We start from the raw sequence: 15392 nt of genomic DNA on the forward strand, positions 1-15392 counted from the left end.
CCTGTAAAGGAGCCAGGCCGTGAATATCGCTCAAAATCTGGTAAGGATGGCCGCCCTTTTCCCCGAGGCGACCGCCGTCAACGAAAATGATCGTGATATCAGTTATCTGCAGTTTCACGAGGAATCGAACCGCATCGCCGCTGCGCTGACGAACCTGGGTATCCAGCGCGGGGAACACGTCGCGCTGTGCACGCCCAACACCTATGCCTGGCTCGCCATGTATTACGGGGTGCTGAAGGCGGGGGCGGTGGCGGTGACAATCTCGGCCGCCCTGAAGAAGGACGAGTTGACGGCTATTCTGGATGACTGCCGGCCGCGGCTCATCTATACGACCGATGACCGGTTGCAGGATCTGGCGGAGGCGCGGGACAGGGGCTATCTCGATTGGGTGGTGTCACCGTCCGGCGAGCACACCTTCGAGGGGTTGATCGAGAAAGGCAGCCCGGGGTTTCACTGGGTCAACCGTTTACGGGATGATGCCGCGGCGATCCTTTACACCGGCGGCACCACCGGGGTCCCTAAAGGGGTGATCCTGACCCACCAGAACCTCCAGACCTCGGTCCACAATGTGGCCTACAACGAGCGCTCCTCCCGGGCGGACCGGGCGCTCTGCTTCCTGCCCCTCAACCATGTCTTCGCGCAGGTGCATATCGCCGGGTCCACCGTTTACAGCGGCGGAACCCTGATCATGCAGCCGGCCTTCGAGATGGATCGTGCGCTCGATGCGATCAAACGGCTCGGCGTGACCAAATTCTACGCGGTGCCGACCATCTACGTGCGCCTCCTCGCGCTCAAGGATGTCACAGAGCGCTTCGCCTCGGTCCGCTACTGTTTTTCGGCGGCCGCCAGCATGGCCGCCGAACTGGTGCGGGAATGGAAGGGCCGGACCGGCCTCGATATCCATGAGGCTTACGGGATGACCGAGAGCGCCTCGATGGTGACCTTCAATCACTACCATCGGCATGTGGTAGGCTCGGTCGGCACGCCGGCCAACCTTGTCGAGGTGGAGATTCGCGATCTCGAGGGAAACCCCGTCGGGCCGGGCGTCGAAGGCGAGATCTGCATCCAGGGCCCGAATATCATGCGTGAGTACCTGGCCAAACCCTCCGAGACGGCCGCCGCCTTCTGGGATGACCGGTGGTTCCGGTCGGGGGACATCGGGCTCATCGATGAAACCGGGTATCTCTACATCGTGGACCGGCTGAAAGACCTCATCATCACGGGCGGTGAAAATGTCTACCCGCGTGAGATAGAAGAGTGGCTTTATATGCGGCCGGAGATCCAGGAGTGCGCCGTCATCGGGGTGCCCGACCACGAGTATGGCGAGCGGGTGGTGGCCGTCTTGACGACCCAAGAAGGGCGCACCGTCGACCCTGTCGAGCTGAAGGCCTTCCTGAAGTCGAAGCTGGCTCCCTATAAGGTGCCTAAGGAATATATCACCGTCGATGCGATACCGAAGAGCAGTGCGGGCAAGATGCTGAAGCGCGAAGTCAAAAAGAGCCTGCTCGATCAGATCAACCTTCAAAAGGCGTGAGGGGGAAGACTTCACGCAACGTCAAGGATCAGGGACGAAACCAGATGACCGATTCATTGTATACCGAAGAACATCAGATATTCCGCGACGCGTTCAGGAAGTTCGTCGCCAAGGAGATCACCCCCAACGTCGAACAGTGGGAGGCCGACCGGGCCGTGCCGAGGGACCTCTGGCTCAAGATGGGGGAGCAGGGCTATCTCTGCCCCTGGCTGCCCGAGGAATACGGCGGCCTGGGACTGGGCTTCGAGTACTCCGTGATCATCAATGAGGAACTGATCCGGGGAGACGGCTTTGGAGTGGGTGTGCCGCTCCACAGCGACGTGGCAACCCCCTACGTCCATTCGTACGCCACCCCGGAGATGAAGGAGCGGTGGCTGCCCGGCTGTGCGACCGGGGAGGTGATCACCTCCATCGGCCTGACGGAGCCGAACGCGGGCTCGGACCTGGCCGCGATCCGCACCACCGCCCGGCGCGATGGTGACAGCTACGTCCTGAACGGGCAGAAGACCTTCATCACCAATGGGTTTTTCGCGGATCTGGTCGTGGTGGCCGCCAAGACCGATCCCAAGGCGGGGCATCGCGGGGTCAGCCTGATTTTGGTCGACAAGGATGCGCCGGGGTTCCACCGCGGCCGAAGGCTCGAGAAGATGGGCTACCACATGCAGGATACGGCCGAGCTCTTCTTCGAGGACTGCCGCGTGCCGGCCTCCCACCTGCTGGGTGTCGAGGGCGCGGGCTTCAAGTACATGATGGAGAAGCTGCAGCGTGAGCGGCTCGAGGTCTGCATCAAGTGCCAGGTGAACGCCGAAGAGGCGCTGAAGGAGGCGCTCAGCTACGCCAAGGTGCGGGAGGCCTTCGGACGGCCGATCGGCAATTTCCAGTACACGGCCTTCAGACTGGCGGAAATGGCCACTGACGTGGAGTTGGGCCGCGTGTTTCTGGACCATCTCATCCGGCAGCACATCGAGGGAAACGACATCACCCAGCAGGTCTCCATGGCGAAATACTGGCTCGGCGAGATGGTCAACCGGGTGGCCTATCAGTCGCTCCAGATCCACGGGGGCTACGGCTACATGGAAGAGTACCGCATCTGCCGGATCTCCCGGGATGTCCGCTCGCTTTCGATTTTCGCCGGGACGAGCGAGATCATGAAGCTGATCGTGAGCCGCAATCTCGGGCTTACCCCCCAGTAGTTTCCGGCACTAAAACGGTCTTTTTGCCTCGTCTTTGTGTCAACCGGCTGAACCGTTGTTGATGCAGTTGCGGGGCGGTCTATTTACGGCCAAGCAGGCAGTCGGCGAGGGGTTTCCGGCTGCCGGGCCTCTTCTTTTCGGCGGGATGGCCCAGCGCGATGACCGCCATCAGTTCGCAGGTCTCAGGGACTTCGAGGACGGCCTCGACGGCAGCGCGGTTTTTCAGGATCTCCCCCAGCCAGACTGCGCCGAGACCCATTTCGTGGATGGCGAGGAGCATGTTTTGGATGCATGCGCCGACGGCCTGGATGTCCTTCACCCGGTCGTAGCTTTGCGCGTTGTCGAGGAAGACGGCAATGCAGACGGGGGCCCCGAGGATCACCCGGCTGTATCTGGTCTGTTCGGCCAACCGGCCTTTCAGTGCCGGGTCGCGCACCACCATGAATTTCCATGGCTGATTGTTGAGGCCCGAAGGTGCCCAGGTCCCGAGGGTCAGGATCCGGTCGACGGCTGGGTCCTCGACCGGATCAGGGGTGAAGCTGCGTATGCTGCGTCGCTCGACGATCGCTTCGATCATGGTCTTTCCCTTTTTGGTGATCCGCCGCCCGCCGAGCGGACGGTCTTGGTGCGAAAGTGGAGGCGCACCCAGTTCCGGGCTTCCGCCTCGCTGATCATCCTTCCCGTGAAGTCCGCCGCTGAAAAATCCGGACCGGCCACCCATACCCCTTCACGCCATACCTCGCAAAGCAGCCCGGCCGGGAGCTGTTCCCGAATGCGGCAAAGTTCCCCTTTGTAGAGGGCATACCAGAGGATGATCGCCTGGTTTTTGGTTGAGTCCGAGTTTGAGAACATGTTTGTAGTATAGCGGAAACGGCCAGGCTCCAAAAGAGCGGATTTGAAAAAGGTGCGGTCCGAGAAATGCTTTCACGGTTGGTGGTCGCAGCAGAAGCGAGCGTGCAGGTTGACGCCGCGATCGGAAAAAAACCGTTTCCGAAGCGATTCGATTACAGCGGGGGTGACCAGCGGTTGGTGGATCCGTCGTAGGACCAGCAGTCTTCGAGGGCCTTGCGCGATGTGTATTGGGGGTTTTCGGCCCAGATGAGCATCTGTTCGTGGGCCCGGCTGAGCTGTTTGAATTTCTCTGCGTCGCCGCCGACGTCCGGGTGGTATCGTTTGGCCATCTTCTTGTAGGCGTGCCTGATCTTGACCATGAGGGAATCGGAAGAAAGATCCTCGTTCTCCAGGTCCAGGATCTTCAGGCACGTCCTCTCGTCCTTCGAGAGCCGGGGCTTGCTGTTGCGATCGGGCATGATGCTTTGGGGATCGATGCGCCCCTGCTGGTTGCGCTCTAGCATATAGAACGATGCATAGCTCCTGGAGGTGCGGTTGTGGACCATATCGTGCCACTCCTCGCCGGAGCGGAGGATCAGATTCTTGAGATCCTGGGCGGGTTTGTTCCCGGGGGCGCGACGGGCGACGAAACGCGAGATGCGCTTCGAAAAGACCGGGAGGGTGTCGAGGATGACGTGGTTGCTGGTGAAAAAAAAGGCCGCATAGCGGGTGTTCAAAGCTTTGAGGAGCCCCTTGGACAAGGAAAGCACCCAATTCATCTGCTGCCGGCATTCCTTCGAGCAGTATCGGCGCCCCCCTTTGACCGGCATGATACCGCACGCAAGGCAACGCTTCACACGTTGGGCCTCGGGCTGGAGGGCGATTTCGAATGGCTCTATGGTTTGGGTGGCGGTGCGCATTTTCCGGGAAAGTCGGATCATTCCTGATTGAATATATTTTTGCAGACTCGCTTCCCTTATATACTGAAATGACGCGGGAAGCAAGCACTTCCTAAAGATCCTCGGGGGTGAAGGCGACGATGTCGTCTACGCAGATGCGACCGGTGAAGAGCATCACGAGGCGGTCGATGCCGAGGGCGATCCCGGCGGCTTCCCTGCCGGCCAGCTTTTCGAGATCACGCAGGAAACGCTCCGGTGCGGGATAGGCATCTTTGCCCGCCCGAAGCCGGACCGAGGCCTCTTCACGGAAGCGCCGGCACTGTTCTCCGGCGTCGGTCAGCTCCGAGAAGCCGTTGGCGAGCTCCAGCCCGCCGATGTAGAGCTCGACTCGCTCCGCCCATCGGGGGTCCGCAGGCTTCAGCCGGGACAGGGAGCCGAGCGCGGCAGGGTAATCGCAGAGAAAAACGGGACGGGCTACTCCGAGGCGGGGCTCGATGTGACAGACGAGGATCTCGTCAAAACGGTCCGCCGCGAGGGCTTCTTCGAGAGGCACGGGCGAGTGGCGTGTAAAGGCCTCCGCCACGGTCAGTCTTTCCCACGGCGGGGTGAGGTCGATCGACCACCCTTCGTAGCGGAGGACGGGTCCGGAATCGAAGGCCTCGGCAACCGCTCCGACGAGCTCTTCGCAGTCCGTCATCAGCCGCCGGTAGTCGGCGTCCAGCCGGTACCACTCCAGCATGGTAAACTCCGGCAGGTGGAGCCGGCCGCGCTCTCCCCTCCGGAAACATTTGCAGATCTGGAAGATGCGGTCGAAGCCATCGGCCAGCAGCCGTTTCATGCAGAGTTCAGGGGAGGTCTGCAGGAAGCCCCCGTCGGCCGGGACGGCGTCGATGTGGGTTTCCGGGGCAGGTCCAGGGATGAGGACGGGGGTTTCCACCTCCAGAAAGCCGTCTTCGAGAAAAAAACACCGCGCCGCCTGGATCAGGCGGGCACGCAGCCTGAGCAGGGCGGAGCGGTCGACGGCCGAGGAGGGTTGCTGCAGAAGGCTATTCTTTGACACGCGTAACGTATTCACCGGTGCGGGTGTCGATCTGAATCTTTTCCCCCTCCTGGATGAAGGGGGGAACCCGCAGAACATAACCGGTTTCGAGGGTGACAGGCTTCGAATCACCGGCCGCCGAATCCCCTTTGACCCAAGGGTCGGCCTTCGTAACGGTCAAATTGACGAAGTTGGGAAGGGTGATGCCGATCGCCTTTTCCCCGAAAAAGAGGATATCCACTTCCAGGTTGTCAATCAGGAAGTTCTTGGCGTCGCCGAGTTGATCTTCTTTGAGGAAGGCCTGTTCGTAGCTCTGGACGTCCATGAAGCAGAATTCGTTTTCCTGGTTGTAAAGGTACTGCATGCGGCGTTCCTCGAGGGCCGCCTGCTGAAACGTGTCACCGGAGCGGTAGGTCCGGTCGAGGATGACCTCAGTGATCATGTTCTTCAGTTTGCACCGGTAAAGGGCCTGCCCCTTCCCGGGTTTCGAGAACTGAAACTCGGTGACGACGTAGGGTTCACCGTCGATTTCCACCTTGAGGCCTTTTCGCAGGTCGCTTGCTGTGTACATAGGCTGCAATCCTTCATGGTGATGTGTGATGCCCCCGGAGGGGGGCCGGGTTTCCGATCGTTTTGCCGATGCCTTGATTTATATAGAAAAAGGGCTCGGGTCAAGAGAAAATCCTGTTGCCGCGGAGCGAAAAGACTTGAGCGCGGAGGCCGAAACAGATATAAAAATGCTAACATAATCAGGTGAATAACGTTCACAAGGAGGCAGGCTTGATGGAGAATCCCTTTTTTGTCCCGGAGTCGCGGCCCTGGTTTCGCCCCGAGGCGGGCTGGCCGGAGCAGGTCCCCAGGAATTTCGATTTCCCCCGCATCTCACTGTATCAGATGTTGGCCGAATCGGCGGCGAAGCATGCCGACCTGCAGGCGATGTGGTTCCTCGAAACCTTCATGAGTTATCGCGAACTCGACCGCCATGTCAACGCCCTCGCGACGAGCCTGCACGGTCTGGGGCTCAGGAAAGGGGACGTCGTGGCCCTGGTTCTGCCGAACTCCTTCCAATACGTTATTTCCTACTATGCCTGTGCGCGTCTCGGTCTGGTGGTGACCGGGGTCAATCCCACCTACAAACCGGCGGAGGTCCTCCATCAATTCAATGTGACGGGCGTGAAGGCGGCCATCGCCCTGGACGCTCTTTACGAGCCCTTGATCAAACCCATCGCGGAGGTCTACCCTCTCAAACCCGTGATTGTGACCGGCATCGTCGATCTGGTCCGGATGTCGGGGCTGAAGCGCTGGCTCGGGAAAAAACTCAAGAAGATCCCGACCGGGGAGGTCCCGGCCTCGGCCATCCGCTTCAATGATCTCCTTGCGGTGACGCCGGCCCCGCCGGATGTCTCTGTTCTCCCCGATGACCCGGCCACCTATATCATGACGGGCGGGACGACCGGCGTGCCCAAGGCGGCTGTACTCACGCATTTCAACTGCGTGTCGAACGCGGTGCAGTGCTCCCTATGGATGTGGATGGGGGGAAAGGGCTTTGCCGACGTCGGGGTTTTGCCGCTTTTCCACTCCTTTGCGATGACCACGGTCATGAATACCAGCGTCCGGGTCGGCATGTGGATGATGCTGTTCCCGAAGCCGCCCGAGACCGGTGAACTGATCAAGACGATCTGCCGGCTCGCGCCCGACAAACAGACCATCTACTGCGGGGCCGAGGTGCTTTTCCAGCGGATGGCGGATTACCCGGAGATCGGGAAATTTCCGATCGCCCGGAAGATGCGTGCCTGCATCTCGGGGGCGGGTCCTCTTCACCGTCCGGTTCAGGAGCGCTTCGAGAAGGCGACGAACGCAGTCATTGTCGAGGGTTATGGGCTTACGGAAAGCTCCCCGGTCATCTCCGCCGGGCCGCTCACGGATTTTCGCACGACGGGTACCATCGGCCTGCCCCTGCCGGGAACTGAATGGAAGATCATGGATATCGCCACGGGGACCGAGGAACTCCCTGTCGGCGAGCACGGCGAACTGGTGGCGAGCGGCCCCCAGGTTATGCTAGGATATTTGAATCAACCGAAGGAGACGGCGGACACGATCCGGGAGTGGGACGGTAAGCGCTGGCTTTTTACCGGTGATATCGGCTATGTGGATGAACATGGGCGGGTCACGATCAGCGACCGCAAGAAGCAGCTCATCAAGGTGCGGGGCTACTCGGTCTTCCCGAAAGAGGTGGAAGAACTCGTCGGGCGGCACGAGTCGGTGCTGGAGGTGGCTGCCTCGGGCCTGCCTGACCCCGAGACGGGCGAACTCATCAAGGTCTGGGTGGTTCTTAAGGACAACTGGAAAGGGAAGATCACCGAATCGGAGCTGAGGGAGTGGTGCAAGGAGAATATCACCCACTACAAGGTGCCGAAGTTGATCGAGTTGCGGGATGATCTTCCGAAGACACTGGTCGGCAAGGTGATGCGCCGGCAGCTCATGGAAGCCGATCCGGTCTACAGGGCGTTTCACGAAAAGCCCAAGGCGTGATCCGCGCAGCGTGCTGTTGCCGGATCCGGCAGGCGGTTCGGCGCTCCTCTCCTTCCAACATACAGAAAGGATGGTTTTGGCCCGTGACGCATCAGGAAGCCATTATGGCGTTTTCCCAAAGTGAAAAGATCAAAGCCGGCATCATCTGGGCGTCGACCGCCCTTCAGTCCACGGACGCCCTTCAGGGCATGGAAAAGCGCGGTGCAGAGGGGGTGATCAGGACCCTCGTGAACCTGATTGCCCATGATGTGCAGCTGTCCTCGCGGGTCGCCCCCGACGAGGGCTGGGGGGAGGTCCAGTCTTTTCTGGACCAGGCGCTGGTGATGGTTGCCTCCGGCGTGGGCTTCGATGCGGTGCACCACCTGACCAAGGCCCTCAGCCGTGTGACGACGATCGGCCAGCGGGCCATGACGGCTCTGAAAGAGGAACATCTGCTCGATTGAACCGCCTGTGCGGGCCTGGCCGGGATGGGGGTCCCGGCGGGTCGTTTTCAGCAGCCGCCTCCTCATGTCTGTTGGGTTGGTTCTTTTCTCCGGTCCTCGAGGTCGCCGTCTGTGGCGTCTTTTACAGGGAATACCCCTGCAGCTTGGTTTGACGTGCGGATCCTGCCGCGATGGATGGCGGTGGGTGTCCAAGGAATGAAGGCCCGGCCGGCCGGCGGCTGAAAGGCGCCCCTTCGGCCCGAAGCGGAAGGGATGTGCGTGAAAGAGCGTGAATAGAGACCAACTGGAAGGCATTCTGAGGGAGTTGAAGCGCGGAGAGACCACCGTCGAGGCGTGTCTCGAGCGCCTGAAATCGCTCCCGTTCGAAGACATGGGGTTTGCCTGCCTCGACCATCACCGCCCTCTGCGGCGCGGCGCGGCCGAAGTGATCTACGGCGAAGGGAAGGATGCCGCCGACATCCAGGCGATTATGGAGCGGATGATCGACGCGGGGGACAACGTCCTCGTGACCCGCCTCGCCCCCGAAAAGGCCGAGGTCCTCGAGCGGGCCTTCCCGGAGAGCGTCTATCACCCCCGCGGGCGCGTTCTCACCCTCATCCGCGAAAGCCCCGGGCCGGCAGGCCGGGGGACGATCCTCGTCGTGAGCGCCGGGACCTCCGATATTCCCGTGGCCGAGGAGGCGGCCGTCACGGCGCGCTTTCTCGGCCACACGGTGGAGACGCTCTATGACGTAGGCGTTGCCGGGCTGCACCGGCTGTTGCGGGCGCAGGAGCGCCTGCGGCAGGCCTCGGTCATCATCGTGGTCGCCGGTATGGAAGGGGCGCTTCCGAGTGTGGTGGGCGGGCTCGTAGACCGGCCGGTCATCGCAGTGCCCACGAGCATAGGGTACGGCGCGGGTTTTCAAGGCCTGGCGGCGCTTCTCGGCATGCTCAATTCCTGCGCGGCCGGGGTGACGGTGGTCAATATCGACAATGGCTTCGGCGCGGGCTATGCGGCGAGTCTGATCAACCGGGTCTGAAGTCGGCTTCGGCCGTGACGGCATGCGGCGGGTGGGCGCTGCGGTCTCGGACGGATTCGCGGATGGTGCGCAGCTTGCCCCTCAGTTCCGGCAGGCGGGCCCGTTCGTGCGCACCCCAGCAGGGGAGCAGGGTGTTGTTGTGAAACAAGGGCTCGCCGGCCAGGTCGTAGGCCGAGGCGGCCCGGGCCGCCTCCCAGAGGGCCGTGTGCGGGATCGGCGAATATTCGGAGATGAAGGGCATGACGCCCGCCTTTTCCACCAGGGAGAGGGCCGCGTGGACGGCCTCGGCGGATTGGCCCGGCAGGCCGGCCAGGAGGTAGGCCCCGATCTCCGTCCCCTGGAATCCGGCGTGCAGAAGGTTTTCCACCGCCCTTTCGAATTCCCCCTGCCGCACCTTTTCGTCCATGCGCCGGTCTGAGAAATCCGCCGATTCGAGCCCCAGGCGGATGGTCCGGAACCCCGCCTGACGCATGAGGAGGGCGGTTCCGCGTGAGATCTCCCGGACGTGGAGGGCGTTCGGCGTGTGGAAGCGGACGTCCGGCGCCTCGCGGGCGATCCCTTCGAGGAGGCCCCGGATCGAATCCCCGGGGCCGGCGAGGAGCGCGTCGTCGTAAAAGGCCATATCGGCGACGCCCATTTCATGCCTCCAATAGCGGATTTCGTCAACGACGTCTTGCGCTTCTCTCCGCGCCGTGTGCGGGTTCAGAAAGGGGCCTGCGCAGTAGCGGCAGCGGTAGGGGCAGCCCCGCGAGGCGAGCAGACAGATATAGTCTAGGCCGTGGAGGAGATCGAAGGCCGGGTAGGGGTGCAAGGGTTGTTTGCGTCCCGCCGCGGGCGGCGGGGGCAGCCCGAGGCAGGTCAGCAAGGCGATGAGCGCCTGCGGGTCGTCTTCGTAAACCACGTGATCGGCGCCGCTTGTTGCCGCGGCGTGCCGACGGCAGAGGCGCGCGTAGATCCCTCCGAGGATCACCGGCGCCTCAGGATGCACGGCGCGTGCAGCGGCGATGGCGGCCTGGACGCCCGGATACCAGTAGGTCATGAGAGAGGTCACCAGGATGGCGCCCGGTTCGGGGACGGCGGCCAGATCCGCCTGGAAGGCGGCCGGGCTGATGCCGTAGCGGCTGTAAGGGCGGGTGGCGAAGTTCAGGCAGGCAGGCTTCGGGATCTCGAGGCGCGGGTATTTACCCGTTCCGTAGAGACGCCGCCTGACGGCGAGGGGACCCTCGCCCTCGAGCAGGGACGGGTGGTGGACATCGAGGCAATCGATCAGATGGATGCGGTAGCCGCTGCGCCGCAGCGCTGCGGCCAGGGTGAGCAGGCCGAGCGGCTTGGCCCAGAGGTCATAGGCGGCGAAATCGTGGATCCAGGGGTTGATCAGGACCAGGGTCGGGCCCATCGAAGACGGTTCCTTTCGTTTAAATGTATCCCGCGCAGCCGGTGCGCCGGTGCGACCTTCCGTCCCCGCGCCCCGCAAATCTGTGGCGGAGCCGCTCGGCCCCGCCAGGTCCAGGTGCCGGCTGCAGTTCCTGCGCCCGGGCCGGTCGCCCGCATGGCCTCTTGCCCGTTCAAGGAAACTCGGTCTTTCAAGGGAGGCTTTCAGACGATGCGCGCCGTTATACAAAGGGTGAAAGAGTCGCGGGTGGATATCGACGGAACGGTCGTCGGACGGATCGGCCCCGGTCTCCTCGTGCTGCTGGGTGTCGGGGAGGCGGATACGGAGGCGGATGCGGCCTATCTGGCCCGGAAGATCGCCGAGATGCGGATTTTCGCGGATGCCGGCGGGGCCATGAACCTTTCCGTCCAGGATGTGCAGGGGGAGGTGCTGGTGGTTTCCCAGTTCACCCTCTGGGCCGACTGCCGCAAGGGGCGCCGCCCATCCTTCGTGCGCGCTGCCAGGCCGGAGAAGGCTCGCGAACTCTACGCCCGGTTCGTCGAGGAGATGAAGGGAACGGGCCTCACCGTGGCCACAGGCCGCTTTCAGGAAATGATGAAGGTCCACCTCGTCAATGATGGGCCTGTGACCATCCTCATCGACAGCGAAAAGACCTTCTGAAAACCCCTTCAGGCGAGATCCCTGCCGGCCGGCACCCGTTGGACTTTCCCGGGTCCGGCGGCCCCTCTCCGCACAACCCTGCCTCAGTCCATCTGCAGGTCGTGCTCCAGTTCTCGGATCCGCGCCTGAATGGCCTTCCGCGTTTCAGCGTCCATCTCCGATTCTTCGATTTGCAGCTTCAGACCAAGCAGTTCCATGGTCTTCCGATGTTGTTGACAGTTGACTTGCATATCCCCTTTGTTGACCTCGTTGAATCCAGTCCCTTTTTCGAAAATCCTTCAGAGCGGCGCCGGTGCCCCCGGTTCTGTCCGGGGCGCCGGCGCCGGCCCGGATTTCAAGCGCTCAGTCCACCGCGCCGTAAGTATACGCCTTTTCCCGACCGTGATCGCCCTGAAGAAGGCCCGGGTTTCAGCCGTTCAGTCCGCGGCGCCAGAGATACAGGGCGATGCCGGCGGCGAGCGCGGCGTTCAGCGATTCGACGCCGCGGGCCATAGGGATCGAAAGCGTCTCCGCCTTTGCCAGGGTATCGGTCAGCCCGGGGCCTTCAAGTCCCGGTATCAGGCAGAAGCGCTCAGGAAAGTGGAACCGCCCGATGTCGCGCCCTGCCGGTGAGAGGGCGATCAGCGGCAGCCGGTCCGGGTGGAGCGCTTCGATGGAGGGGCCCTCCAGCAGCGGCACCCGGAAAAGGGTGCTGCCTGCCGCCCGCACGGCCTTCGGGTGGAAGGGGTGCGAGGCTTCCTGCAGGAGCACGACGCGGTCCACTGCGAAGGCTGCGGACGAGCGGATGACGGCGCCGACGTTGGCCGGGTCCTGGAAGGGGACGAGCAGGGTGCAGCCCGGCGGCGCGCCGGCCGCGGACCACGTTTCCATCGAGGGCAGGCGCACGAGGAGGACCGGGTAGCGCGTATCGAAAAGGTCGATCTGGCGGAAGAGGTCCCGGGCGAGCACATAGGCCGGCAAGCCGTTTGGCAGGGGAAGGTCCGGCGGGTCTTCCCCCTGGCAATAGATGATGCCGGCGGCCTGCGCCGGAAAGTCCGCGAGGATCTCGGCGATATTTTTCGCCCCCCAGAAGAGGGCTGTTCCGAGCTTTTTGATCCCGCGCGCCCGGGTCATTTTCTGGAGGTCTTTGAAGAAGGGGTTGGCCGCGCTGGTGATCTCCGCGGCCTCCCGCTGCGGGGCGGCCGCCGCGAGCGGGGCGGCCCCGGCCGTCAGCGGTCTTCGCGCCCGCGGCCCGGCCCCCTCCCGGCGTTTGAAGACGATGAGGCGGCGGCGGTGCGGGGTCTGCGGGATGATGTAGGCGCTGTCCCCCTTCAGTTCATAGGTTTCCCCGAGCCGCCTCGATGCCTCTGCCAGTTCTTCGTCGCAGTGCGGCCCCTTCATGAAGATCACCTCTCCGCCCGGCGGCAGAAAGGGCTCCACCCTCGCAAGCGTCCTCCCGATGGTTTCCACCGCCCGGGTGATAACCCCCTGGACCGGGAGGTCGAAATCGGGTTTAATAGTGGCATGAAGGATGGTGACCCCCGACAGTCCCAGCAGATCGCAGACCTCCTGGAGGAAATCGACCCGTTTGCGGCGACCCTCGGCCAGGATCAGTTCGATCTCCGGCCGCCGGATCTTGATGGGGATGCCGGGGAACCCTGCGCCCGAGCCGATGTCCAGGAGCGGGGAGGGCAGGTCGATGAGTTGGGGCACCAGGGAGCAGTCTACATAGTGTTTGATGACCATGTTGTCGAAATGGGTGATCCGCGTCAGGTCGAGTTCGGCGTTCCGTTCGCGCAGGTGCGTGTGGAACCGCCAGAACTGCCTGGCCTCCTGCTCCGAAAGCATGATGCCGCTGCGCTCGAAGAGGGCGATCATGGCCTTGAGGCCTGGACGCATCGGGTCTCCTCTCATCATATTGCGTTTCGTGCCGGCGCCGCCGGTCCGGAAGCGGGTGGTTCGAGATGATCGCTCATCGAGAGACGGTTAGGGTCCTCTACGAGGACAACCACCTGCTGGGGCTTTACAAGCCGGCCGGGATGCTGGTGCAGGGCGACCACACCGGGGATTACTCGCTTCTCGAGTGGGCGAAGGACTATATCCGGGCGCGTTACGCAAAGCCCGGCGAGGTCTTCGTGGGGCTGGTGCACCGGCTGGATCGCCCGGTTGCGGGGGTGGTCCTCCTGGCGCGCACCTCCAAGGCGGCGCGGCGGCTTTCGGAACAGTTCCGTGAGCGGAGCTGCCGGAAGATCTATCGTGCCGTTGTCGTCGGCACGCCGCAACCCGCTGAGGGCGCCCTGACCTCCTATGTGAGCTGGAACGGAAAAAGGGCGCTCATCGTACCAGCAGAGCACCCTGATGCAAAAAAGGCCGAACTGCGCTATCGAACCCTGGACCAGCGGGGCGGATCGAGCCTGGTCGAGGTCGAACTTCTGAGTGGGCGCCACCACCAGATCCGGTTGCAGCTCGCCTCCATCGGCTGTCCCATTCTCGGAGACCGGCTTTACGGCGGCAGGGCGGCAGGAAAAACCGGCCTCCTGGCCCTCCTGGCCTGCAGCCTGACCGTCCGCCATCCGACCCGGGACGAAGCGGTCACCCTCGTTTCCCCGATCCCTCCCGCCTGGCCCTGGCCTCCCGGCAAGGACTGAAGGGCGCGAGCAGCGGCGAATCGATCAGGCCTGTGCCTGGCCTCCGCGCGCGAGGCGCTCTTCACGGGCCCGCGCTTTGAGCCGTTTTTCCCGGCGGCGCCGACGGCGTTCGATTTCTCGTTTTCTTTCGATCTTCTTGTGCTTGGCCATGGGGTTTTGTTCCTCTCTGGTTTCCGAACGGAAACGATTTTTTCTTATCGATGAAAAAGATGTGATCTTTCTTTCTAGCGAAGAAATCGCCCCAGGTCAACGGTAAACTGCCGCTGAAGACCGGGCGGGGCAGGCTTTTTCCTGCCGTCTTTTCAGAGGAGCCCCGCCTCGGCCATGATCTCCGGGACGACCTCCTCCTTCCCGATGGCCATGATGTGCACGCCGTCGCAGATCTCCTCCTCCTCGATCCGGCGGATCATCCGCCCTGCGATCTCGATTCCCTTGCGGAGAGCGCCCCCTTTCGGAGCCGCCGCCATCTCGTCGATCAACGCCTGGGGTACCACCACCCCCGCCACGTTCTTGTTCATGAACCGGGCCATAGGGGCGGAGGTGAGCAGGATGATGCCCGCCAGGATCTTGACGGGGAAACGCCGGGCGTAGTCCATGAAGCGCTTGAAGTTGTCGAGGTCGTAGACTGCCTGGGTCTGGATGAATTCGGCGCCGGCCTCGATCTTCTTCTCGAACTTGATCAACTGCGGCTCGATGGGGTTGGCCTCCGGCGTGACGATGGCCCCTGCGCACATTTCGATGGCCCCGTCGAGTTCGTTGCCGGCTATGTCCTTGCCGCGCTCCATGGTGCGGATGGCTGCGAGGAGCTGGGAGGAGTCGAGGTCGAACACGCCCTTGGCCTCTTTGTGGTCACCCAGCATGACCGAGTCGCCGGTCAGGCAGAGGACATTGCGGATGCCGCGGCTGTAGGCGAAGAGGAGATCGGCCTGGAGGGCGAGGCGGTTGCGGTCCCGGCAGGTCATCTGGAGGATAGGCTCGCCGCCGTGCTCCTTGACCAAGAGGGCGCCCCCGAGGGACGGGTAGCGCATGACCGAACTCTGATGGTCGGTCACATTCAGGCCATCCACCTTGTCCTTCAGTATCTCCACATGATGCTGCATCTTCTCGAGGCGGGTGCCCTTGGAGGGGGCCGCTTCGGCCGTCACCACGAACTTGCCGGAATCCAGGGCCTTCTTGAATGCAGAGGTCATGAGATCATCCTTTCCAGTTTCACACAGAGTGAC

Annotated in this window: 15 protein-coding genes; 7 read left to right on the forward strand and 8 right to left on the reverse strand. The window is 62.9% G+C overall.

The features are described 5' to 3' along the window. Window positions 1–19: 19 nt before the first annotated feature. Window positions 20–1534 (forward strand): class I adenylate-forming enzyme family protein, encoded by a 1515-nt coding sequence (locus H567_RS22800; RefSeq protein ID WP_035253258.1) that lies wholly within the window; start codon window positions 20–22, stop codon window positions 1532–1534. Window positions 1535–1578: 44 nt separating this feature from the next. Then, a complete protein-coding gene (locus H567_RS0103000; RefSeq protein WP_028320258.1) occupies window positions 1579–2727 on the forward strand; it encodes an acyl-CoA dehydrogenase family protein in 1149 nt (382 codons plus the stop codon). A gap of 79 nt (window positions 2728–2806) precedes the next feature. Here H567_RS0103000 and H567_RS0103005 read toward each other — a convergent pair whose 3' ends face one another. The 4 genes from H567_RS0103005 to efp form a co-directional block, all read right to left on the reverse strand. Then, entirely contained in the window at window positions 2807–3448 is a 642-nt protein-coding gene (locus tag H567_RS0103005; RefSeq protein WP_244155408.1) for a nitroreductase family protein, read from the reverse strand. 283 nt (window positions 3449–3731) lie between these two features. Next, complete coding sequence (locus H567_RS0103010) at window positions 3732–4337, reverse strand: DnaJ domain-containing protein (protein ID WP_161626555.1); 606 nt, start codon at window positions 4335–4337, stop codon at window positions 3732–3734. A gap of 232 nt (window positions 4338–4569) precedes the next feature. Beyond that, window positions 4570–5517: an EF-P lysine aminoacylase EpmA gene (gene epmA, locus H567_RS0103015; protein WP_244155409.1), complete on the reverse strand. Its 948-nt coding sequence runs from the start codon at window positions 5515–5517 to the stop codon at window positions 4570–4572. Continuing rightward, window positions 5504–6067 (reverse strand): elongation factor P, encoded by a 564-nt coding sequence (gene efp, locus H567_RS0103020; protein WP_028320262.1) that lies wholly within the window; start codon window positions 6065–6067, stop codon window positions 5504–5506. The genes epmA and efp overlap by 14 nt, the downstream gene beginning before the upstream one ends. Before the next feature lie 212 nt (window positions 6068–6279). On the opposite strand from efp, the gene H567_RS0103025 reads away from it, so the two are divergent. From H567_RS0103025 to larB, 3 genes are all read left to right on the forward strand, one after another. Next, window positions 6280–8028 carry an AMP-binding protein gene (locus tag H567_RS0103025; RefSeq protein ID WP_035253261.1) on the forward strand — a complete coding sequence of 583 codons (1749 nt, stop codon included), beginning with the start codon at window positions 6280–6282 and terminating at the stop codon, window positions 8026–8028. A gap of 104 nt (window positions 8029–8132) precedes the next feature. Beyond that, a complete protein-coding gene (locus H567_RS0103030; protein ID WP_028320264.1) occupies window positions 8133–8471 on the forward strand; it encodes a hypothetical protein in 339 nt (112 codons plus the stop codon). Between the two features lie 268 nt (window positions 8472–8739). After that, window positions 8740–9489: a nickel pincer cofactor biosynthesis protein LarB gene (gene larB / locus H567_RS0103035; protein ID WP_028320265.1), complete on the forward strand. Its 750-nt coding sequence runs from the start codon at window positions 8740–8742 to the stop codon at window positions 9487–9489. Here larB and H567_RS22810 read toward each other — a convergent pair. Beyond that, the gene (locus H567_RS22810; RefSeq protein ID WP_051184432.1) at window positions 9476–10885 is read right to left on the reverse strand and encodes a B12-binding domain-containing radical SAM protein; all 1410 of its coding nucleotides are present in this window, start codon (window positions 10883–10885) and stop codon (window positions 9476–9478) included. The two genes, larB and H567_RS22810, sit on opposite strands and share 14 nt — an antisense overlap. Before the next feature lie 207 nt (window positions 10886–11092). Here H567_RS22810 and dtd point away from each other — a divergent pair, with 207 nt between their 5' ends. Further along, window positions 11093–11542 (forward strand): D-aminoacyl-tRNA deacylase, encoded by a 450-nt coding sequence (gene dtd / locus H567_RS0103045; RefSeq protein ID WP_028320266.1) that lies wholly within the window; start codon window positions 11093–11095, stop codon window positions 11540–11542. A gap of 408 nt (window positions 11543–11950) precedes the next feature. On the opposite strand, the gene rsmG is transcribed toward dtd, so the two are convergent. Continuing rightward, window positions 11951–13420: a 16S rRNA (guanine(527)-N(7))-methyltransferase RsmG gene (gene rsmG / locus H567_RS0103055; RefSeq protein ID WP_028320267.1), complete on the reverse strand. Its 1470-nt coding sequence runs from the start codon at window positions 13418–13420 to the stop codon at window positions 11951–11953. A 65-nt stretch (window positions 13421–13485) separates the two neighbouring features. Here rsmG and H567_RS0103060 point away from each other — a divergent pair, with 65 nt between their 5' ends. Beyond that, window positions 13486–14169: an RluA family pseudouridine synthase gene (locus H567_RS0103060; RefSeq protein WP_028320268.1), complete on the forward strand. Its 684-nt coding sequence runs from the start codon at window positions 13486–13488 to the stop codon at window positions 14167–14169. Between the two features lie 24 nt (window positions 14170–14193). Here H567_RS0103060 and H567_RS29770 read toward each other — a convergent pair whose 3' ends face one another. Both H567_RS29770 and H567_RS0103070 read right to left on the reverse strand, forming a co-directional pair. Beyond that, complete coding sequence (locus tag H567_RS29770; protein WP_279614965.1) at window positions 14194–14319, reverse strand: hypothetical protein; 126 nt, start codon at window positions 14317–14319, stop codon at window positions 14194–14196. A 152-nt stretch (window positions 14320–14471) separates the two neighbouring features. Next, window positions 14472–15359 (reverse strand): methylenetetrahydrofolate reductase, encoded by an 888-nt coding sequence (locus H567_RS0103070; protein WP_028320269.1) that lies wholly within the window; start codon window positions 15357–15359, stop codon window positions 14472–14474. Window positions 15360–15392: the final 33 nt, after the last annotated feature.

It is taken from the genome of Desulfatiglans anilini DSM 4660 (genome assembly GCF_000422285.1).
Lineage (GTDB): Bacteria > Desulfobacterota > DSM-4660 > Desulfatiglandales > Desulfatiglandaceae > Desulfatiglans > Desulfatiglans anilini.